This window comes from Streptomyces sp. NPDC030245 (assembly GCF_055572995.1).
This window is the reverse complement of record NZ_JBVICF010000017.1, coordinates 1-20,083: the sequence shown is the minus strand read 5'-3', so window position 1 is coordinate 20,083 and position 20,083 is coordinate 1. Positions and strand designations below refer to the sequence as shown.

General features: G+C 71.8%; 15 protein-coding genes and 1 pseudogene. 7 read left to right on the top strand and 9 right to left on the bottom strand.

What is annotated here, in order from left to right:
• Positions 1 to 22 precede the first annotated feature (22 nt).
• The gene (locus ACZ4Z4_RS35075) at positions 23 to 367 is read right to left on the bottom strand and encodes a hypothetical protein (RefSeq protein WP_468336755.1); all 345 of its coding nucleotides are present in this window, start codon (positions 365 to 367) and stop codon (positions 23 to 25) included.
• 427 nt (positions 368 to 794) lie between these two features.
• Here ACZ4Z4_RS35075 and ACZ4Z4_RS35070 point away from each other — a divergent pair, with 427 nt between their 5' ends.
• Positions 795 to 1,316, top strand: coding sequence for a hypothetical protein (locus ACZ4Z4_RS35070; RefSeq protein WP_468336752.1), 522 nt, complete (start codon positions 795 to 797; stop codon positions 1,314 to 1,316).
• Positions 1,317 to 1,468: 152 nt separating this feature from the next.
• Positions 1,469 to 2,431 carry a CPBP family glutamic-type intramembrane protease gene (locus ACZ4Z4_RS35065; RefSeq protein ID WP_468336749.1) on the top strand — a complete coding sequence of 321 codons (963 nt, stop codon included), beginning with the start codon at positions 1,469 to 1,471 and terminating at the stop codon, positions 2,429 to 2,431.
• A gap of 104 nt (positions 2,432 to 2,535) precedes the next feature.
• Here ACZ4Z4_RS35065 and ACZ4Z4_RS35060 read toward each other — a convergent pair whose 3' ends face one another.
• A complete protein-coding gene (locus ACZ4Z4_RS35060) occupies positions 2,536 to 2,994 on the bottom strand; it encodes a hypothetical protein (protein ID WP_468336746.1) in 459 nt (152 codons plus the stop codon).
• Positions 2,991 to 7,280 (bottom strand): DNRLRE domain-containing protein, encoded by a 4,290-nt coding sequence (locus ACZ4Z4_RS35055; protein WP_468336743.1) that lies wholly within the window; start codon positions 7,278 to 7,280, stop codon positions 2,991 to 2,993. The genes ACZ4Z4_RS35060 and ACZ4Z4_RS35055 overlap by 4 nt, the downstream gene beginning before the upstream one ends.
• Before the next feature lie 523 nt (positions 7,281 to 7,803).
• Here ACZ4Z4_RS35055 and ACZ4Z4_RS35050 point away from each other — a divergent pair.
• From ACZ4Z4_RS35050 to amaB, 3 genes are read left to right on the top strand one after another with little or no spacing between them, the layout of a single operon-like run.
• Complete coding sequence (locus ACZ4Z4_RS35050; RefSeq protein WP_468337181.1) at positions 7,804 to 8,931, top strand: NAD(P)/FAD-dependent oxidoreductase; 1,128 nt, start codon at positions 7,804 to 7,806, stop codon at positions 8,929 to 8,931.
• Positions 8,932 to 8,952: 21 nt separating this feature from the next.
• A complete protein-coding gene (gene hglS / locus ACZ4Z4_RS35045; RefSeq protein ID WP_468336741.1) occupies positions 8,953 to 10,341 on the top strand; it encodes a 2-oxoadipate dioxygenase/decarboxylase in 1,389 nt (462 codons plus the stop codon).
• Entirely contained in the window at positions 10,338 to 11,867 is a 1,530-nt protein-coding gene (gene amaB / locus ACZ4Z4_RS35040; RefSeq protein WP_468336738.1) for an L-piperidine-6-carboxylate dehydrogenase, read from the top strand. The genes hglS and amaB overlap by 4 nt, the downstream gene beginning before the upstream one ends.
• A gap of 15 nt (positions 11,868 to 11,882) precedes the next feature.
• Here the strand turns inward: amaB and ACZ4Z4_RS35035 are convergent, their stop codons facing one another.
• From ACZ4Z4_RS35035 to ACZ4Z4_RS35020, 4 genes are all read right to left on the bottom strand, one after another.
• A complete protein-coding gene (locus ACZ4Z4_RS35035; protein ID WP_468336735.1) occupies positions 11,883 to 13,607 on the bottom strand; it encodes an acyl-CoA dehydrogenase family protein in 1,725 nt (574 codons plus the stop codon).
• Between the two features lie 36 nt (positions 13,608 to 13,643).
• Positions 13,644 to 14,222 carry a PadR family transcriptional regulator gene (locus ACZ4Z4_RS35030; RefSeq protein ID WP_468336732.1) on the bottom strand — a complete coding sequence of 193 codons (579 nt, stop codon included), beginning with the start codon at positions 14,220 to 14,222 and terminating at the stop codon, positions 13,644 to 13,646.
• 113 nt (positions 14,223 to 14,335) lie between these two features.
• Positions 14,336 to 15,151: a DNA glycosylase family protein gene (locus tag ACZ4Z4_RS35025; protein WP_468336729.1), complete on the bottom strand. Its 816-nt coding sequence runs from the start codon at positions 15,149 to 15,151 to the stop codon at positions 14,336 to 14,338.
• Positions 15,152 to 15,218: 67 nt separating this feature from the next.
• On the bottom strand, positions 15,219 to 15,689 hold the full coding sequence (locus ACZ4Z4_RS35020) for a peroxiredoxin (RefSeq protein WP_468336726.1): 471 nt from the start codon (positions 15,687 to 15,689) through the stop codon (positions 15,219 to 15,221).
• Between the two features lie 203 nt (positions 15,690 to 15,892).
• Here ACZ4Z4_RS35020 and ACZ4Z4_RS35015 point away from each other — a divergent pair, with 203 nt between their 5' ends.
• Complete coding sequence (locus ACZ4Z4_RS35015; protein WP_468336723.1) at positions 15,893 to 18,178, top strand: FUSC family protein; 2,286 nt, start codon at positions 15,893 to 15,895, stop codon at positions 18,176 to 18,178.
• Between the two features lie 26 nt (positions 18,179 to 18,204).
• Here the strand turns inward: ACZ4Z4_RS35015 and ACZ4Z4_RS35010 are convergent, their stop codons facing one another.
• Positions 18,205 to 19,218 carry a CU044_5270 family protein gene (locus tag ACZ4Z4_RS35010; protein WP_468336720.1) on the bottom strand — a complete coding sequence of 338 codons (1,014 nt, stop codon included), beginning with the start codon at positions 19,216 to 19,218 and terminating at the stop codon, positions 18,205 to 18,207.
• Positions 19,208 to 19,780: an RNA polymerase sigma factor gene (locus ACZ4Z4_RS35005; protein WP_468336717.1), complete on the bottom strand. Its 573-nt coding sequence runs from the start codon at positions 19,778 to 19,780 to the stop codon at positions 19,208 to 19,210. The genes ACZ4Z4_RS35010 and ACZ4Z4_RS35005 overlap by 11 nt, the downstream gene beginning before the upstream one ends.
• A 124-nt stretch (positions 19,781 to 19,904) precedes the next feature.
• On the opposite strand from ACZ4Z4_RS35005, the pseudogene ACZ4Z4_RS35000 reads away from it, so the two are divergent.
• Positions 19,905 to 20,083, top strand: a pseudogene (locus ACZ4Z4_RS35000) (aa3-type cytochrome oxidase subunit I); the annotation flags it as partial.

Here is a 20,083-nt window from a genome sequence, read left to right as displayed (position 1 = left end):
CCTAGGCATGAGGGGAGGGAGGTCAGGGGGTCGTGTAGAGCTGGAGACCGCGGGGCACACCGGTCTCGGCACCGTAGATCACGCGTGCCGTGCCGTCGGACTTGTTGACGACCACGCCGATGCTCACCTGGATCTTGTAGGTCCTGAGGCATGGCCATTCCGTGTAGGGAACGCAGTCTTTGAGGGTGAAGCTGGCCATGTAGGTGCCCGACTTGGTTTCGGCGTTCTCGCCAGTGGCGAGTGTGCGCAGTTTCGGGGAGTCCAGGAAGTACCCCAGGCTGTTTCCCGTGCCATTCGTGGTTGCCTGTGCGGTGGTCTTCCACTCCGAAGGGTCGGCCTGAGAGCACGCGGTGACTTCAAAGGTCACCTGACCGAAGCGCCACCTCGGGGGAACGGAGCTTCCCGGGTACCGATTCACCGTCTGAATGCTGCATGACTGGGTGGATGTGCGTGCTTGTTCCTCGGCACTCGCCGCGGGCGCGATGAACGCACCAGAAGCGACGGTCGCTGCCAGGCAGAGAGCGAATATGGGCGTACGGATACGCAACTTGGGCTCCTCTGTGAAAGGGTGACCGGCAAGCGCTGCATGATGAGAGCGCTCGCCGCTGGGGATCGCCGCGTGCGGGCCGCTCCCCGCTGGTGACTGGTCGCGGCCTCGACGTGCCACACCACCGTGCGTCATCGGCTTGCAACAAACCTTGGGGGAACCTTGAATCGCCAGGGCGCGAGAGTTTGGCTCCTGGAAGCCGTCCCCCCACACATCACCCTGGACCACACCGCATCGAGGATCAGCCTTGACTCCGCATTCCCTGGCGTTCTACGTGGACGTCGTCACCACCGGCACTTTGCTCGGCGTGGGCGCCGCGGACTCTCCTGACCACGTCACCAAGGTCCTTGGTTCGGACTTCGCCGAGAACACCTTCGGCGACCGCAGCATGTGCCGTGACTACGGCCTCGCCGAGTTCCACTGGGACCGCGCTTCCGCCGACCAACCCTGGTCGGCCCATCACTTCACCTTGCAGGTGCACCGGCTCGCGTACCGGGATCGCACCCTCGTCAACGACGTGCTGCGTGCCCGGTACGGGCGGTTCACTCCCCGGCTTCGCTTCGAAAAGCTGCAACGTCTATTGGCACGGCGCGGCGTCCCCCTGATGGAGATCCCGGAATCCCCGGCCAACGCCCCGTATTTCCGCACTTTCCGGCAGCCCGATTCCCGTGTGGCCGTCTCCGTCATAGGCACCTACGGCGAGTACAGCACGCCGGACAATCTGCGGGTCGGCGACGTGTACAGCATCCAGGCCCCGACGCCGGCCTGAACACGGCGAGCTTGGACGGCGGCGAGCGCTGTGCCTGCATCGAAAGATGTACGGCCATTTCATCCACGGCTACGACTCTCATGATCACGCGGGCGCCGACCATGGAAAGTACCGCTGATCCGGCGGTTTCCAGCGGTACCGAGGAGAGACACATGGCAGGCCCGCAGCGATCCACACCCGCCCCCTCGCTCACCGGGGCCCTGGGCCGGGCGCTGGGCGGCGGCCTGATCATGAGCGGGGCACTCGGCGCGGGTACGGCGGTGGGTCCCGTGCTCGCCGACGCCGCCGGGATCTCCGGATTCCTCGCCCGGCTCGTGCCCGCCGTGCTGGTCAGCGCGGTGGCCCTGCCGCTCGTCTTGCTCACGCTGCGGCGCCGGGGCCGCTCCCTCAAGGACATCGGGTTCGGCGGCCCGGCCGACAGCGTGCGGGCTCTGCTCCTCGGAGCGGGCGTGACGGTGGGCGCCGCGACCCTCGTGCTCGGCGCGGGGACGGCCGCCGGCCTGCTGAACTGGTCGCGCCCCGACCTGCCCGAGCTCGCCGGATACCTGGTGACGAACGGCGTGGTCGCCCTGCTCCTGGAGGCGCTGCCGGAGGAGGCGACGCTGCGCGGCTGTACGTGGACCGCGCTGCGCGGCCGGTTCGGCGGCGTGGTCTCGGCACTCGGCACGACGGCCGTGTTTCTGGTCGTGCCCGGCCTTTCGACGGTGGTGGAGGCCGGCGTCGCGCCCCTCGTCGGCGGGGAGGCCGGTCCCGTCGGGCTCGCACCGGGCGGGCAGGACCCGGTCGGCTACCTGATTCTGCTGACGGTGTTCGGCCTGATGCTCGTCACGGCCCGCAGCGCGGTGCGGCGCGCCCCACTGTGGGTCGGCATCGGGGCGCACCTGGCGTTTCTGACCGTCAACCGAGTCGTGTTCGAGGGGGACGAGCGTGGCGCGGGCTGGTCCGTGGAGCAGTCGTCCCCGGACGTGGAGCTCCTCGTGCCGTTGTATCTGCTGGTCGCCATGGCCGGGTTCGCGGTGTGGCGGCGGGTCGGAAGGCAGCGCGAGGACGGTCGCCGTGGCGGTGGCACGGCCGTGTCCACATCCCTCAGTCGTCGAGCAGCCGCCACGCGGTGAGGGCGAGCCGACCGGGCCCGGACACCACCGGCCGGCGCCGCGGAACCGTGAAGGACCCCGGAGTTCACCACCCCGGGGTCCTCACGCCCTGCTTGACCGTCCGGCTACTCCTTGTCGGACTTTTCGGCGGTCACGATTCCGTACGTCCAGTCCTCGTCCGTGTTCGCTTCGAGTGTGAGGGGCAGATAACCCTTGACGCCGCGGAAACGGATCTCCACGCGGACGTACGTCTTCGGGTCGACGGCGAAGTCGGCGACCATCGGCTTTTGTGCCGCCTCACTCCATCTCGCCACCCACTTCTCCGCGCTCTTCTCGGCGTCCTTGCCGTCGAACGACAGCTTCGCCAGTCCCTCCGCGTCGTGCCGCTGGATGCGGACGAGTGCCTTTTCCACGAGGGCCAGGGATTCTGAGGACGGCTGCCCGGTCACGGACAGGTCGAGGTCGGCCCTGCCGTCCTTGACGTGCGGCGGCGTGTGGTCGGTCGTGCACGCCGCGAGCAGCAGCGAAGCCGCTGTCACCGCGGCGGCCAGAAGCCCGCGCCGGCCTGTGCGTCCGTATGTCAACTGCGTCTCCCGGGCCTGATGATGCTCACCGCCGTGATCTTCTTCGGCTTGAGCCACTGGTTGAGCGTGGTGTGGTTCTTGCTGCCGTGCTGGGTGATGGAGATGTTTCCGCGGCTGCCGCCGGTGACGACACCAGCATGGTTCCACTGCCGGTCCTTCTTGTAGTACGCGAAGATCACGTCACCCGGACGGACGTCGTAGCGGGAGATTTCGCGGCCACCCCGGTGGTTCTTGAGGTGCTGGCGCAGATTGGCGGCGCCGGCCCAGGTGTAGCTGTCGAACCGCTTCGAGCCGATGTTGTTGCGGAACCAGCGTGAGGGGTTCTTTCGGCCGCCCTTGCGCTGCTTCATCCTGCCGCCGTGGTGCAGGGCCTTGGACACGAAGTTCGTACAGTCCTGCTTGTACTCCCAGCCGATGCCGACATGGCGCTTGGCCCAGCTCGATGTGCCGCTGCCCTTGGGGGCGGCGGAGCGCAGCATCGGTGAACCGGTCGGCGGGGCGGCCTCTGCGGGCAGCATGCCGTCGGAGTCCAGCTCGATCGACGGGGGCTCCTGCTCGCCCTCGGTGACCTCCTCGATGCTCTCCTCGGCGGGCGGCGCCACCGTCGCCAGCTTCGCGGCGTCGGCGGTCGTGGGCAGTGTCACCTCGACGCCCGCGTCGTCGGCCTCCATGCGCAGGGCGCCACGGGTGAAGACGAAGCGGCCCGCGAGCTCGCCCTCCTCGTGCTCCTCGGTGCCGTCCTTGCCGGTGAGGACGCTCTGTTCGGTGAGCCGGCCGCGCACGACGACGGAGCCGTCGGGCCCGGGGCCGGTGAGCGGGTCGTCGAGCTTGCTGGTGACCGACGAATAGTGCAGGCCGTGCCGGGAGTACCCCTCGCGCCTGTCGTTCAGCTCGGCTTCCTGGTCGGAGAGGAGGTCACGGAACATCGCACCGTGCTCGGACGCCGCGGCCGCCTTCTCGGCCGTGGTGTAGGTGCCCTTGAGGATTCCGGCCCGGGCGGTGGCGTAGTCGCGTACCGCCTGGGCGTACTTCGCCTGGTCGGCCACGGCCACCGGCCGCACGGCGGAGGAGTGGGCGGCGGTGGAGGTGCCGAAGTCGGTGGTGGCGGTGACCTCCACGGTGTGGTCGGCACCGTTGGCAAGGCCCGGGACGATGAGCCTGGTGTCCTCTGTGGTGGTGCGGGCGACTTCGCTGTCGCCCTTGCGGACGGTGACGGTGTACTTCAGCGCCTCGGTCGCCGCGCCGGGGTCGGCAGGGGCGTTCCAGGTGGCCAGCAGGCCGTTGTCGCCCGGTACGGCTCGGACACTGGTGGGTGCGCCGGGCGCGGCGGCGGCGATGTAGTCGACCACCAGCCTGGGACGCTTGGCCGGGTCCTCGGCGCGCGAGGAGTGGTAGACCACGCCAGGGGCGGCGTTCTTCTCGTCGCCGAGCTGCAGGCTCAGCCCGTGGTTGTCTTGCGTGACCAGCCAGCCGTCCACCAGGGAGGCGATGTTGAGGTCGCCGATCGTGGCCGGCAGTTCATCGTCGGCCTCGAACGCCTCGTCACTGGCCGCGGTGGCCAGCGCCGCACCGTCCTGCTCAGGTGTCCACGGCTCGGCCAGGTCGCGCGCCGTCGCAGCGGGCTCGGCGCAGTGCTCGGCGGCATCGGCCGGGCAGTCGGCGCGGTGCAGCCTCAGCCGCGCGTCGGTGATCCGGGCACCGGCGGGCACTGCCGAGAGGTCCGCCTTGAACCAGGTGCGCCAGGCCGTGGAGCCCGGGGTGCCCACCCGCAGGAGGCCGTCCTGGACGGCGGCGCAGGCCGCCCCGTCGCAGTCCTTGGCGCCGACGGGAGCGGTGGCGTCGCTGAGCGCGGTGCCGGAGATCTCCACGGTACGGGTCGCCGGGTCCGGATGCGCCTTCGGGGCCTTGGCGGTGAAGGTCTGCTTCCCGCTCCACGGCGAACAGGCCGCGTCACCGCAGGCGCGCATCGCCCACCGGTAGGTGGCACCGGCCGTGAGTGTGTCCTCGGGGACCACCGTGGCGATCCGGCTGCCGCTGTCGGCGTCGGCCGGCACCAGCGGTACGTCGGGCATCGCCGTGCCCTCGGCGTCGAACAGGGCGAACTCGCCGTGCATCCGCTCCTGGGCGGCGGAGGTCACCACGCCGGAGAGCATGGGCGTGGCCGTGTCCGTCGCGCCTTCCTGCAGCGCTGTCGGCACGTCGGGGACCGGCACGGCGGAGGGCTTGGCGCCGACACCGAACTGGTACGCGGCTGTGCCGGAGAGCAGCCCCGCCGAGTCGACGGTGCGCACGTGCAGCGTGTGCCAGCCCTTGGTGACCTTGACCTTCACCGTCTGCGGCCTGCCGCCCGTACCGGAGGAATCGTCGACGGACCGGGGCGTCCGCGCGTCGTCGAGCCCCCACAAGAAGCCGCGGCCGTCCGACGACGTGGTGGTGAAGGTGCAGTCGACCTCGCCGGCCGGCTCGTCCGTCCACTGTTCGGCCGTGAACTTCTCACAGCTCACCGCCGGAGTGGCGGGCTTGCTGATGTTGACGCGGAAGGGCACGTAGCCGCTCCAGGCGCCGTAGGCGGAGCCGTCGTGCGCGCGCGAGCGCACACGGTAGCCGAAGGAGCCGAGTTTCTTGTCCGCCGGGATCGTGAGCTTGGCGATGCCGCCCGAGGCGACACCGGTGCTCGTGCCGCTCCAGCTGTAGCTGCCGGCGTCGTGGAACGCCGGATCGGCACTGACCTCGAACTGCGCCTTGACCGTGCCGCCGTCGGGGTCGGTGACCTTGGCGGACAGGGTCGGCGTGAGGGAGGTGGCGTAGGTGCGTTTGTTGAAGGAGTTGTACGCCGAAGGCGTCAGGGCCAGCCCACTCGGCGTGCCCGGCACGTTGTTGTACGTGACCGAGAGGACCGGCACATGGCCGGCCGCGTTGCGCGAGGCGAACCGCTTCCAGGCGTAGGAGTCCTTCTCGTCGGCGGCGCGCAGGCCCAGCGTGTTCTCTTCGTGGGGGTTGGCGGCCCACGCCTGCATCAGCGTCTTGACGTCGGCGCTCACCCAGCCCTCGGCACAGCCGCTGCCGCCCTTGGTCTGGGTCGAGGTCGCCCATTTGCGGTTCCAGGTGGGCTGCGCGTTCCAGCGGCTCGCAGGGCCGGCGGAGGTGGTGTCCCACACCTCCCAGGCGCGTTCCTGGCACGACCAGGAATGGTGGTTCCACAGCTTCAGCGTGGCCGCCTTGATCTCCCGGCCCTTCACCGGCTTGTTGTCGAACCTCAGGAAGGACCGGGCCACCTGGCCCGAGCCGTTGTTGCCGAGCTTGAGCTCCTTGGAGGTCGACTGGTCGGTGCCGTAGCCCTGCTGCACGAACGTGGTGAACGTGGTCAGCAGGTTCACCGCCGGGTCGACGGTCACCGGGAACTTCGTCGCCGGGTCGGCGAGGAAGGCGGCGTTCGGGGTGAGCGTCAGGTCGACGCGGTCACCTTCCTGTGCGACGGTCATGGCGACCGGCGCGCGGTGCGGGTGTTCGCCGGAGCGTTCGTCGTACCGTGCGTCCCACATGACCGGGGCCGGCAGCGTCCCCGCGGTCTTCCCGTCCGCGTCGGTGAACGACACCCCGCCGTCGGGCGCCGCCTTGGCGCTCAGCCCCTTGGCGGTGAGCGTCATCCGCAGCGTGCCCGCCTCATCCACGGCCTTGGGGGAGTTGAGGACGACGAACTGCTCGAAGCCGGTTCTGGTGGCGTCCACCACGAGATCCGCGTGCGGCAGGGCGTCACGATAGGTGGCCCTGGTGCCTTCGACGCGCGGGGCGGGCAGTGCTCCGCGCCAGCCCAGTTCGACCCGCTGCCCCCGCCGCGTGGTCAACGAGACCAAGGGTGCGGCGGCCGGGACAGGTGCGGCGGCGCGCAGGCGGCGGGTGGCCGCCGTGTCCGCGCGACGGGGCGAGGCCCCGGCGAGCGTGAGCCCGAGCGGATGCGCCTTGGCCCCGACACGGCCGTCGGGCAACGTGGCCAGGTCGATGTCGACACCGGTCCAGGACCCGTCATCGGCGCGGAAGCGCACCGGGCCCGCGGCCTGCTCCTCGGTCAGCGTTCCGTCGGGATCGGCCCACACGGTCCTGGTCTCACTGCGTTCCCCGACCACCTCGACGCGCTTGTCCGCGAGGCGGGCCCGAAGGACCGCGGCGGTGGCGTCGTTCCCGGCCGCCGGCTTGGCCACGGCCCCCTGGGGCGCGGCGGTCGCTCCGCCGGCGGCGACGGCCGAGACGGCGGCGCCAGCCGGTACGGCGGCCTCCATCACCAGCATTCCGGCCAGTACGAGACACGTGCCCAACGCCCGTCCAGGTCTGTGCTTGCGACTCTTCGTCACAAGTTCCCCTCCCAGTAAAGAAAAGATCAAGAAGGGGAAAGCTAACCTGGGATCTCTGCGAATAAGGAGGGCGTAAGGACTGAAACGGACAGGGCGAACGTCCCGAAACGGGCAGCCGGGCCGTGTCGTGCGTCACGCCAACGGACGTGCGAGCCGTCGACAGCCATCGACTACAGCGTCGTCCATGTCCAGCAATCGGCAAGGTGACGCCTCATGGACCGCGACGGGCGGCGTGCTGCACCATGGCGGGCAGGCAGACAGCTGCTCAGCGTTCCGCGCCGTGCCACGCCACATCAGTCACTCCACGTCATGCCATGACAGCCCAGGCCAACGCCTGGAAGGGAGCGGCCACTTGGCCTCCTCACCGTCCCCGCATCCCTCACCGTTACCGCCGCCCTCGCCGTCACCGTCCCCGTCGCCCCCGTCCGCGTACCGCACTCTCCCGCCCGCCGCCGACGTCGTGATCATCGGCGGCGGGGTGATGGGAGCGAGCATCGCTTTCCACCTCGCCGAGGCAGGCGTGCATGACATCGTCGTCGTCGAGCGCGGCGAGCTCGCCTGCGGCAGCTCGGGCAAGCCGATCGGCGGGGTGCGGGCGCAGTTCTCCGATCCGCTCAACATCGAGCTGGGCCACCGCAGCCTGCGCGCCTTCCGGGACTTTCCGCGCCGGCCGGGCGCGGAGATCGGGCTCGACACCGTCGGCTACCTCTTCCTGCTGACCAGCCCCGGCCAAGCGGCCGACTTCGAGGACAGCGTGCGGACGCAGAACGGTCTCGGCGTGCCCAGCCGCATGATCGGCCCCCGCGAGGCGCGGGCGCTCTGCCCCTACCTGAGCACCGAGGGCCTGGTGGCCGCCGCCCACTCCCCCGCCGACGGCCACGCGCGTCCGGCGCTCGTCGTGCGCGGGTACGCGCGTGCCGCGGCGCGGGCCGGTGCCGTGTTCGCGACGCACACCGCGGCCACCGGCATGGACACGGCCGGTGACCGCGTCACCGTCGTGCACACCGACCGCGGCCCGGTGGCGTGCTCCGCCGTGGTCTGCGCCGCCGGGGCCTGGTCGGCGGGGATCGGCGCCATGGTGGGCGTCGAGCTGCCGGTGCGGCCGCTCCGCCGCCAGCTCGCCTTCACCGTCCCGCTCGTGCCCGCCGCGCCGCGCGTCCCCTTCACGATCGACTTCGCGTCGTCGGCGTACTTCCACAACAGCGACGACGGACTGCTCCTCGGTCTCGCCGACCCCGGGCGGGCGGAGGGCTTCGACACCACGTGGACGCCGGAGTGGCTGGAGCTGTTCCGTGCGGTGGCGCGCCGGCGGGCCCCGGCGCTCGCGGAGCTGGAGGTGTCCGGCGGCTGGGCGGGCCTGTACGAGGTCACGCCCGACCACAACGCGCTGATCGGCCGCTGCGCCGCACCCGCCAACCTCCTTTACGCCACCGGGTTCTCCGGGCACGGCTTCCTCCAGGCCCCAGCCGTGGGCGAGATCGTCCGCGACCTGTATCTGGGTCGGCGCCCGTGCGTCGACGTCGCGCCGTTCGGCGCGGACCGCTTCGACGCGGGGGCCGAGAACCGCCCCGAAGCCCATGTGGTGTGACTCCGAAAGGACGACGTGCCGATGATCGAACAGTGGCGGCTGCGCGCCGCGTTCGCCGCCCGGCTCTCGCGGATGTACGGGCGCGAGGTCCCCGCGTACACGACGCTGGTGGACGTCTCGCGCGAGGTCAACGAGGACGTCCTGCGCGCGCGGGGCGCCGACGCGGAACGTCTGGGGTCCATCGGCCGCGTCACCGCCGAGCGGCACGGCGCGATCCGCGTCGGCACCCCCGAGGAGCTGCGGCAGGTCGCTCGCGTCTTCGGCGCGCTCGGCATGCGCCCGGTCGGCTTCTACGATCTGCGCGACACCCCGGCGAGCGCGCTCCCGATCGTGTCGACGGCGTTCCGGCCGGTGGACGAGGACGAGCTGGCCCGCAATCCGTTCCGGGTCTTCACGTCCATGCTGACCGTGTCCGACCCGCGGTTCTTCGACGCGGATCTGCGCTCGCGCCTCGCCACGTTCCTCGCGGGGCGCGAGCTGTTCCCGCCGGAGCTGCTCGCGCTGGCCGACCGGGCGGAGGCGGACCGGGAACTGCCCGACACGGACGCCGAACGCTTCCTCGAACTCGCGGTGCGGGCCTTCGAGTTGTCGCCGGAACCCATCGACCGCGAGTGGTACGCGGCCCTGGAGCGCGTCTCCGCCGTCGCCGCGGACATCGGCGGCGTACGCAGCACCCACATCAACCACCTCACCCCGCGCGTCCTGGACATCGACGAGCTCTACCGGCGCATGACCGAGCGCGGCGTCGAGATGATCGACGCCATTCAGGGGCCGCCGCGCTGGCCGGGCCCCGACGTGCTGCTGCGCCAGACCTCCTTCCGGGCGCTCGCCGAGCCGCGCGCGCTGCGCACCGCGGACGGCAGTGTGACCCTCGGCGCGCTGCGGGTGCGGTTCGGTGAGGTCGAGGCCCGCGGCATCGCCCTGACCCGGGAGGGCCGCGCGCTCTACGACCGGCTGCTCGGCCTCATCGACGAGCGGGCGGGGCACCGGCCCGCGGGCGAGCGCGGTGACGTCGCCCGCGCCGTCTGGAGCGAGCACCTGCCGCCGACCGAACACGAACTGGCCGCCCGCGGGCTCGGGTTCTTCACGTACCACGCCGTCCCGGAGCGGCCCGCGGACGGCAGCCGCCCGCCCTCCGACCTCGGTGGCCTGCTGAGCGGCGGCTGGTTGCGCGCCGAGCCGATCGTGTACGAGGACTTCCTGCCCCGGTCGGCCGCCGGCATCTTCCAGTCCAACCTCGCCGACACGGGCTCCAGGAACAGCGGCCGGGAAGGCAGTTCGTACGACGCCGACCGGCTCTCCGAAGCCATGGACCGGGAGGTCCTCGACCCGTTCACGCTCTACGAGCGGCAGCGGGACCGCTCCCTCGCCCAACTCCCCCGCGCACTCCGTCCCCAGGGAGCGTCATGACCGGCATCGCCCTGCCCACCACCGACGAACTGCGCGCCCGGGTCCGCGCCGGACTCGACCGCATCGGCGTCACGGTTCCCGAGGGCGACGGCCTGCGGGCCCGCACCCCCATCACCGGCGACGGCCTCTTCGGGCTGGCCACCGCCGGCCCGGCCGGAACCGAGGAGGCGCTGACCGCGGCCCGTGCGGCCTTCCTCGACTGGCGCACCACGCCGGCACCCCGCCGCGGCGAACTGGTGCGGCGCCTCGGCGAGTTGCTGCGCGACCACAAGGAGGACCTGGCGGACCTGATCACCGTCGAGGCGGGCAAGATCCGCTCGGAGGCGCTCGGCGAGGTCCAGGAGATGATCGACATCTGTGACTTCGCCGTCGGGCTGTCCCGGCAGCTGTACGGGCGCACCATCGCCTCGGAGCGGCCGGGGCACCGCCTGGCGGAGACCTGGCACCCGCTCGGCGTCGTCGGCGTCGTCTCCGCGTTCAACTTCCCGGCGGCGGTCTGGTCGTGGAACACGGCTGTCGCGCTGGTCTGCGGCGACACCGTGGTGTGGAAGCCCTCCGAACTGACGCCGCTCGTCTCGCTGGCCTGCGACCGGCTGCTGGCGAGGGCCGCCGACGACGTCGGTGCGCCCCGGGACGTGCACCGGTTGCTGCTCGGCGACGCCGCCGTCGGTGCGGCGCTCGTGGACGACCCGCGGGTCGCGCTGGTCAGCGCCACCGGTTCGACGCGCATGGGGCGCGAGGTCGGCCCGCGCGTCGCCGCCCGCTTCGGCCGGTGCCTGCTCGAACTCGGCGGCAACAACGCGGCGGTCGTCGCGCCCTCCGCCGATCTGGACCTCGCCCTTCAGGGCATCGTGTTCGCCGCGGTCGGGACCGCCGGGCAGCGCTGCACGACGCTGCGGCGCCTGATCGTGCACCGCGACATCGCCGACGCCCTCGTCGGCCGCCTCACCGCCGCGTACCGGAAGCTGCCCATCGGTGACCCCTTCGACCGGGCCACGCTGGTCGGGCCGCTCATCTCCGCGCGGGCACTGGACGGCATGCACGCCGCGCTGGAGCGGGTGCGCGGCGAGGGCGGCGAACTCCTCGCGGGGGGCGCCGGCCGCCCGGCCGCGTCGGCGCCGCACGCCGCGTACGTCGAACCGGCCGTGGTCCGCGTCCCCCGGCAGACCGACACGGTCCGCGAGGAGACGTTCGCGCCGCTCCTGTACGTCATGACGTACGACACCTTCGACGAGGCGATCGCCCTGCACAACGACGTGCCCCAGGGCCTCTCGTCGAGCATCTTCACGCGCGACCAGCAGGAGGCCGAGCGGTTCCTGTCCGCGGAGGGCTCGGACTGCGGCATCGCCAACGTGAACATCGGGACGTCGGGCGCGGAGATCGGCGGTGCGTTCGGGGGCGAGAAGGAGACCGGCGGGGGCCGCGAGTCGGGGTCCGACGCGTGGCGCGCCTACATGCGGTCGGCCACGAACACGGTCAACTACTCCAGCCGTCTCTCCCTCGCCCAGAACGTCAGCTTCCTCTGAGGGACGTCGCCCCGGTCACGGCGCCATCTCGTACGTCCCCGCGAGCGCCTCGACGCGCTCCCAGACGCGCGCCGAGCGGGCGTCGTCGACGACCGGGCGGCGGACGGCGCCCAGTGCCCAGCTCTGCTGGTCGGCGGTGGCGGAGTCCTTGCCGTGCAGCTCGACGGCGTGCGCGGAGAAGTCCCGTACGAGGACGGCGAAGAGCTCGTCGAGCACGTCCTGGTCCAGGCCGGTCAGGCGGGCCTGCTCCAGGATCAGCTGCCCGTGCACGACCAGCGCGAACAGCTGGCCGACGGCGAGGAGCAGGTCGAGGTCGCGGCTCTGCTTCTCGTCGGGGGCGGCGGTGGTGACGAACGCGCACAGCGCGTCGGCCTGCTCGCGGAAGCGGGCGACGTTGGGCACCTCGGCGTACGCGTCGAAGGCGGCGCGCCAGTCGTGGAAGCGGATGGCGCCGAGGCCCCGGGCCGGTCCCTGCCGGAAGAGGAAGTCGTCGTCGGCCGCGTCCAGGCGGGTCGGCACGGGCGCGTACTCGGCCGGGTTCAGGAGGTGGTTGCCCATGAACTTCGTGATCAGCGCGAGGTTGACGTGAACGGTCCCCTCCAGCTTCGGCAGGCCGCGGATCTCGACGGCCGCCTGCGCGAAGTAGTTGTCCTTCTCGAAGCCCTTGGCGGCGATGACGTCCCACATCAGGTCGATGACCTTCTCGCCCTCCGTGGTCACCTTCATCTTCGTCATGGGGTTGAAGAGGAGGTAGCGGCGGTCGTCGGGGCCCGCCGAGCGGAAGTAGTCGACGGCGCGGTCGCTGAAGAGCTTCATCCCGACGAGGCGGACGTAGGCGTCGGTCAGCTCGCGGCGCACGTGCGGGAAGGCGGTGACGGGGCGCCCGTAGAGGATGCGGCCCGTGGCGTGGGTGACGGCCTCGTACATCGCGTGCTCGCAGATGCCGATGGAGGCGGTGCAGAGGTTGAACTTGCCGACGTTGACGGTGTTGAGGGCGGCGTCGAAGGCGGCGCGGCCGGTGTGCAGCACGTCGTCGGGGCCGACCGGGTAGTTCTCCAGACGGAACTCGCTCACGTACTTCGACGAGTCCACGACGTTCTTGACCAGGTGGTACGCCTCGTGGCGGCTGTCGGCGGCGAAGAAGACGTAGCCGTCGGGGCCCTCGACGTCGGTGCGGCGCCCGAAGACGGAGACGAGGCCCGCGGCGTTGCCGTTGCCGATGTAGTACTTGGATCCGGTGGCCGTGAAGCCCCCGTCGCCGTCCGGCTCCAGAAGCATGTCGGTGGAGTAGATGTCGGCGCCGTGCGCCTTCTCGGACAGGCCGAAGGCGAACACCTCGCCCTGGGAGAGCAGTTCGGCGGCACGGGTGCGGGCCGCGGCGTTGTCGCTCTGCCAGACGGGGCCGAGGCCGAGGATGGTGACCTGCCAGGCGTACCAGTAGTCGAGCCCGTAGAAACCGAAGATCTCGTTGAGGGCGGCGATCCGGGCGGTGTCCCAGCGCTTGTCGCCCTCCCCCTCACCCGCTGCGGACGCCGGCGTGAGGAAGGTCGCGAAGAGCCCTTCCTTGGCGGAGAACTCCAGGAACTCCGCGAGCCAGGCGCGGGAGCGGTAGTCCTCGATCAGCCTGCGCTTGCCGCGCGCCTCGAACCAGTCGACGGTCGCGCGCAGCAGCCTGCGGGTCTCGGGGTCGAAGTGGGCCGGGTCGTAGGTGTGGGGGTTGAACAGCAGCGGGTCGGCCATGGCGGTTCGCCTTTCCAAGAGGTACGGGGAGCGCGCTCAGCGCTCGGGGTCGAGTCGGTGGAGGGTGGCGAGCACGTCGTCGAGCCAGTCGAGCGTCATCCGCTCGTACGCGATGCCGCCGCGGAGCACGACGTGCTGGAGCTCCCGACCCGCGTCGGGACCGGCATCGGGTCCGGCTACAGGTGCGGGGGCGTCGGGCCCGGTGAAGTCGCGCCGCTCCCCCGCGAGGTAGTGCGCGAGGCGGTCGGCGTGCGCCTGGCGGTGCCGCTCCACCTCGTCGATCAGCGCGGCCGGATCGTCGAAGGCCGCGCCACGGATCTTCACGGCGAGCTCGTGCCGCACGCTCTCGGGCTGGATCGGTTCCTGCAACCACTCGGAGAGCACCGTCCGGCCGAGGCCGGCGACGGAGTACTCCTTCTTGTCCGGCCGGTCCTGCTGCGCCACCTCACGGGCGGCGATCCACCCGTCGCCCTCCATGCGCTTGAGGACGCGGTAGATCTGCTGGTGGGTGGCGGCCCAGAAGTACCCGATGGAACGGTCGAACCGCCGGGCCAGTTCGTACCCGGAGCCGGGCTTCTCCAGCAGGGAGACAAGAATCGCGTGCTCAAGCGCCATGCCCGAATCCTTCTATGCAACTCGTTGCATAGACAAGCGGCACCGGGCAGGTGAGACGCGGCTCACCTGGAGGTCAAGGGAGAGGAAGCGGCCGGCACCCCCACAAGTGGGGGCTACCGGGATGGCGCGTGGGACCCAAACGTGAGGGTCAGCACGGTCAGCGCGTGCAGGTGCTTGAGGTCGGGCCCGGCGAAGGTCTTCCACAGCGGTCCGAAGGACTTGTCCTTCTTGTCCGGCCAGGCGTACGCGGGGGCGGCCTTCGCCGCCCAGGCCCGCACGGCGTAGTCGTCGTGCGGGTAGGTGCTGAAGTCCCCGGTGAAGTCGGATGCGGCGGCCGCCGCAGTCCACGGGCCGATCCTCGGCACCCCGGTCAGCGCCGTCGCCAGTTCCGGCGCAGGCAGCTGCGTCCAGTCGGCGTGGTGGCGCGTGTAGCGCTCGGCGGCGGCCCGAAGGGCGCTGCGGTGGAACTTGGCCCCGACCGCGACGAATTGCTGATCGCTCAGGGCGAGGACCTGCTCGGGGTCCGGGGCGACGTGCAGTGGCCCGTGCGCGGTCTCCACTGTCACCCCGTAAGCGCGGCACCAGGCGCGGTACAGGCGCCGGGCCTGGTCGGCGCGGACGACCTGCCGCAGGATCGCGGTGGTCAGGGCGTCCCACAGCCACGGATTGGCCAGCCGCTGAGCGGCTCCGAGCGATACGAGTGCTGCCCGGAGCTCGGCGGGCACACCCGCAGGCAGCGCGCCCGGTTCGGTGACGTCGACGACCGGTTTGGTGTCCTCTGCGCCGTCGAGGCACTGCATCGTCAACCCGGACGATCCCCAGGCGGCCATCCACAGTGCGCGGCCACTGCGGACGGCGCGCGCCCACGTACCTCCGGCGGTCCGAGCCCAGGCGGGGTGATCGGTCGTCAGAACGGTGCTGGTGCTCACGCGGTGCTCCTTGAGGCGGTGCGTTTGGTGCGTCGTAGCATCCCGTGCCGGAGCACAGCACGGAAACTCAGGCCGCCCCGAGCCTGCGTACCGCGGCCAGCGCCCGGTCGGCGTGGGCGCTCATGCGGAGTTCGCTGCGGATCACCTCGGCGACGGTGCGGTCCTGCGCGATGACGAACGTGACGCGCTTCGTCGGTGCGAAGGAGAAGCCGCGGGTCACGCCGAAGCGGCCGCGGACCTCGCCGCCGGGGTCGGAGAGCAGCGGGAAGCCGAGCGTGTGGCGCTCCGTGAACTCCCGTTGGCGGGCGACCTCGTCGCCGCTGATTCCGACGGGCCGGGCTCCCGCGGCGTCGAACTCGGCGGCCAGGTCGCGGAAGTGGCAGGCCTCCGCCGTGCAGCCGGGGGTGAGGGCCGCCGGGTAGAAGAACAGCACCACCGGGCCGTGCCGCAGGAGTTCGGAGAGGCGGCGCGGGGTGCCGGTCTCGTCGGGCAGTGTGAAGTCCTCGACGGTGTCGCCGACCGCCACGCGCGCCGTCATGCCCGGCGTCCCCGGCTCTTGTGCGACGTACGGTCCAGTGACGACACGGTGCCTCCTCGAGTGGCGGGAGCGAAACCCTACTCGATGCGCGCAGGGCCCCGTCGGCCGCCGCCTCCACCAGCCTTGACCTCGCGAAACGCCCTCGTGCGATGCTGGGACACGCCGGGAGGCACCGAGAGAACGACGGGGAGTACGGCATCACGATGGCAGTGGCACGACGGACAGCGAAGGGCGTCTGGGACCGTTTCTCGGCATCCGACCCGGGACTCCTGCGGCTCATGGCGGGACTGCGCACGGTCGGGGCGATCCTCCTCGCACTCGCCGTGCTCGCACCCCTCGGGACATCGGTCACCCATCTCGTCGCGGGCGCGATGACGGCGATGGTCGCCACCTTCGCGATCCAGGAGAAGGAGGTCCGGGGGCAGGCGATCACCCTCGCGCTCGGGCTGCCGGTGGCGCTGGCGGCGATCTCACTGGGGTCGCTGCTCAACTCCCGGGTGGTCACCGGTGACCTCTTCTTCGTCCTGCTGATCTTCGCCGCCGTCTACTGCCGCCGCTTCGGCGAACGGGGCACCGCACTCGGCCTGATCGGCTTCCAGGTCTACTTCGTCTCCCTCTTCGTCGACGCGTCCACGTCGGCGCTGCCGGAGCTCTGCCTCACGCTGACCATCGCCTTCGCGTGCAGCGCGGTCGTCCGGTTCGCCGTGGTGCCGGAGACACCCGAGCGCACCCTGGCGCGGCTGCGCGAGGCGTTCCGCGCCCGGCTCGCCCAGCTCATCGCCCACCAGATCGAACTCCTGGACGCGGATGCCGAGTCGTCCGAAGGGCTGGAGAAGGTTTTGGACGACCTGCGGCGCAGCACCGCCCGGCTGCACGAGGCCGCGCTGATGATCCAGGGCCGCCTGGAGGAGGGCACCCGCGACGCGGCGGCGGCCGCGCTGCTGCAACGCAGGGTGGCCGACGCCGAGATCGCCGCGGAACGCCTCGGCGTCCTGCTCCTCAACGCCCGCAGCGCGGAGCGCGTGGAGACCCTCACCCTGCACCTGCCGAGCGCCTCCGTGCCGCTGTCGCGGCGCGGCCGGATGGGGCAGGACGCGGGCACCGCGCTGCGCAGGGACCTGCGGGCGCTGCACCTGCTCGTGGTGCGCCTGGTGCCCGACGACCGCGGCACGGCACTCCCGTATGTGCGCAACAGGCTGCTCGGCTACCGCGAGGAGCAGGGCCTGCCGCAGGGCTCGCCCGCGATCCAGGACTGCTTCCGCGCGATCGGCGAGGCGGCGCGCGCCATTCTCGGTCTGCGCCTCGCGACCCAGGGGGCGCGGGACGAGGAGTACGACACGCCCGAGGCCATGCGGTCCCGGGAGGAGTTCGAGGCGGAGGAGATCTCGATCGCCGGTGAGGCCGCGGACGCGGAGGAGCCGGAGCAGACCGGGCTGCGGCGGCCCACCACCAGGGCGGCCGTGCAGGTGGCGGTGGGCTCGGCGCTGGCCATCGTGGGCGGCGAGTTCCTGTCCACGCAGCGGTGGTACTGGGCGGTCCTGACCTGCTGGGTGGTCTTCCTCAACACCGCGTCCACGGGCGAGATCATGGTCAAGGGTTACCGCCGCCTGGTCGGCACGGTGCTCGGTGTGGTGGCGGGGGTGGTGCTGGCCGGCGCCGTCGGCAACCACACGTGGGCCGCGTTCGCCCTCGTCGTGCTCTGCGTCTTCGGGATGTTCTTCACCGCCCCGCTGTCGTACGCGCTGATGTCCTTCTTCGTCACCGCGATGCTGGGCCTGCTCTACACCCTCCTCAACACCTACAGCCTTGATGTCCTCGTGCTGCGGATCGAGGAGACGGCGCTCGGCGCGGCCTGCGGGATCATCGCGGCGGTCCTGGTGCTCCCGGTGCGGACGTCGCACCGGACCGACGAGGAGCTCGGCACGGTGCTCGCCCGGCTGCGGGACGTCGTGTCGGCCGCGGTGGCGCAGCTGAGCGGCGGGCCCGCGGTGGACCTCGTGGACCTGGCGCGCGACCTGGACACCGCCCTCGACGATCTGCGCAGTTCCACGAAGCCGTTGACGCACCCGATCGCCCCGCTGCGGGCCCGGCGGCAGACGGCCCGGTACATCGTCGCGCTCCTGGAGACCTGCGCCTATCACGCCCGTTCACTGGCGGCGACGGCCGAGCTGGTGCCGTCGAGCAAGAGCGTCGCGGCCGACGCGCGGCTCGCGCTCGCCGGGCGGCGGATCACGCACAACATCGACCTGATCGCCGCGAAGGTGCGCGACGAGGAGCCGGACGGCGTCATCGAGTCCGGTTCCAGCATCGCCTCGATGCTCGACAGCGGCCGCCACGAGGTGCTGCGGACCGGCTCGGTGGCGTTCCGCGTGCTGCGGCACCTGCAACGGCTCGACGAGGGCATCGTGGGTCTTGCGCGCCCGCTCGGCGTCCCGCTCGCGGCGCCCGAGGACGGCGGGGCGACGGGAGGGGCGCGGAAGAAGCGCTGAGACGGGCGCGGGCCGCGATCCCGGGGTCAGCGCACCCAGGCGCTGTACGACATGACGTCCCCCGCCTTCACCCCGTACGTACGGTCGTTCCGGGTGACCGTGTCCTCCAGGCCCAAGACGGTGCCGTCCGCCGGGTCCAGAATCAGCATCCGGCGCACTCCGTCGCTCTCGTGGACGTACGCCTGACCGGTGCGCCCGAGGCGGTCGGTGACCGTTCCCGCCGGGCGCAGGCCGTCGGCGTCGGTGAGGAGGCGGGCGAGCGCCGCCCTCTCGCGGGCTCCGGGTGTCCAGTGGCGGAGGAACATGGCGACGGCGTCGAGGAGTTCGCGGGTGTCGGTGAGCGGGGCGGGGTCGCTCGGGCGGCTGAGCTCGGCCAGGTAGCGGCGGAGGGCTTCCGGTGTGTGCGGGGGCCGGGTCTGCGGCGGGGCCGTGCCCCGGCTCGGCGGGTAGGTGCGGTCGCTGAGTACCTTGCCGTCGTGGACCGTGCGCGGCCCGTCGTCGCCGTCGGCGATGACCGGCTTCCCGGGGCGGCGGGGGTCGGTGGCCACGACCAGTTCCGTGTGGCTGCCGTCCGCCCGCCAGCGGGTGACGCGCTCCTCGGGCAGGGTGACCGGCGCTTCGGCGCCGGGGCCCGATGCCAGCGCGAGGCTCCATGTCCGGACGTGCGTTCCCCTGCGCAGGCGTGGCGCGTTCCCGGCCGCCGCCGACTCCGACGCGCGGTCGGCGATCCGGTCGAGTGGCAGCGGCGTGGACCCGGACCGGAGCGTGAGCGGGTGGGGGGCCGCGGCGGCGGGCGCGCTGCTCGACCCCGCGAGGACGAGGGCCAGGGCGGCCGACACGGCGAGCGAGACCATCTCGATGCCCCAGACCAGGCGGCGCACTTGGCGTGCGGGGCGGCCGCGCGTGGCGGGCGCACTGTGCAAAAGCAGGTTCAACTGCCGCTCCGCGTGGGCGGGCAAGGGCCGGTCGCGGTGCCGGGCGTCGTCGCCGGGGACGGGGTCGGCGGCGCGCAGGAGGGCGAGTTCGTCGTCATGAGCCATGGCCGTGGTCCTCCGGAACGGTGGCGCGGGTCGCTTCAGGGGCGGGCCGTGCGGCCGGTGCGGGCCGCATGCGATCTATCTCGGCTCTCAGCCGGCGGCGGGCGCGGTGCAGCCTCATCGCCGCCGCCCGGGTGCCGCAGCCGAGGGCGGTCGCGAGCTCTTCGGTGTCCAGTTCCTCCCAGGCCATCAGGCGCAGCACCTCCTGGTCGGAGGCGGAGAGCCGGTCCAGGGCGTCGTGCACCCACTCACCGGGGTGTTCGGCGTCCGGGCCGGCCACGACGTCCCTGCGGTGGCGGCTCTCGTCGTGGCCGATCCGTTCGAGCAGGCGGCGGCGTCGTCCGTAGCCGCGGACCGCGTTGGCCAGGCAGCGCCGCGCTATGCCGTAGAGCCAGGGCAGCGGATGGGGCGGCAGGTCGGCGCGGCGCCGCCAGGCGACGGTGAACACGTCGGCCACCACCTCCTCCGTGTCGTTCGTCGGGCCGCCGAGCCGCCGTGCCACGTAGCGGCTGACCGCCCAGTAGTGCTCGCGATAGGCAGCGGCGAAGGTTTCGTCGTCGCTCACGGTTACGAAGTGTCCGGCACCGCTGCGATCGTCACAGGTGCGGGGTGTGATCCATGTCGCTCCGCGCAGCTGTCACAGATCGGGGCCCGCCGGACACAGGCGGGGCATGGACAGCAACACCGTGATGCCGCCGCCCGCGCGCGTCCCAGAACCCGCATCCGTGCCCGCGCGCACGGCACCCCGGCCCCGTCGGCCCGGACATGCCGTGATCAAGTGGCTGACCACCACTGACCACAAGACGATCGGCACGCTCTATCTGGTCACGTCGTTCGCGTTCTTCTGCATCGGCGGTGTGATGGCGCT

Coding starts and splice junctions, on each gene's coding strand:
- ACZ4Z4_RS35055 (WP_468336743.1), bottom strand. CDS start 7,280: ATGCTGGTGATGGAGGCCGCCGTACCGGCTGGCGCCGCCGTCTCGGCC.
- ACZ4Z4_RS35065 (WP_468336749.1), top strand. CDS start 1,469: ATGGCAGGCCCGCAGCGATCCACACCCGCCCCCTCGCTCACCGGGGCC.
- amaB (WP_468336738.1), top strand. CDS start 10,338: ATGACCGGCATCGCCCTGCCCACCACCGACGAACTGCGCGCCCGGGTC.
- ACZ4Z4_RS35010 (WP_468336720.1), bottom strand. CDS start 19,218: ATGGCTCATGACGACGAACTCGCCCTCCTGCGCGCCGCCGACCCCGTC.
- hglS (WP_468336741.1), top strand. CDS start 8,953: ATGATCGAACAGTGGCGGCTGCGCGCCGCGTTCGCCGCCCGGCTCTCG.
- ACZ4Z4_RS35030 (WP_468336732.1), bottom strand. CDS start 14,222: ATGGCGCTTGAGCACGCGATTCTTGTCTCCCTGCTGGAGAAGCCCGGC.
- ACZ4Z4_RS35020 (WP_468336726.1), bottom strand. CDS start 15,689: ATGACGGCGCGCGTGGCGGTCGGCGACACCGTCGAGGACTTCACACTG.
- ACZ4Z4_RS35035 (WP_468336735.1), bottom strand. CDS start 13,607: ATGGCCGACCCGCTGCTGTTCAACCCCCACACCTACGACCCGGCCCAC.
- ACZ4Z4_RS35015 (WP_468336723.1), top strand. CDS start 15,893: ATGGCAGTGGCACGACGGACAGCGAAGGGCGTCTGGGACCGTTTCTCG.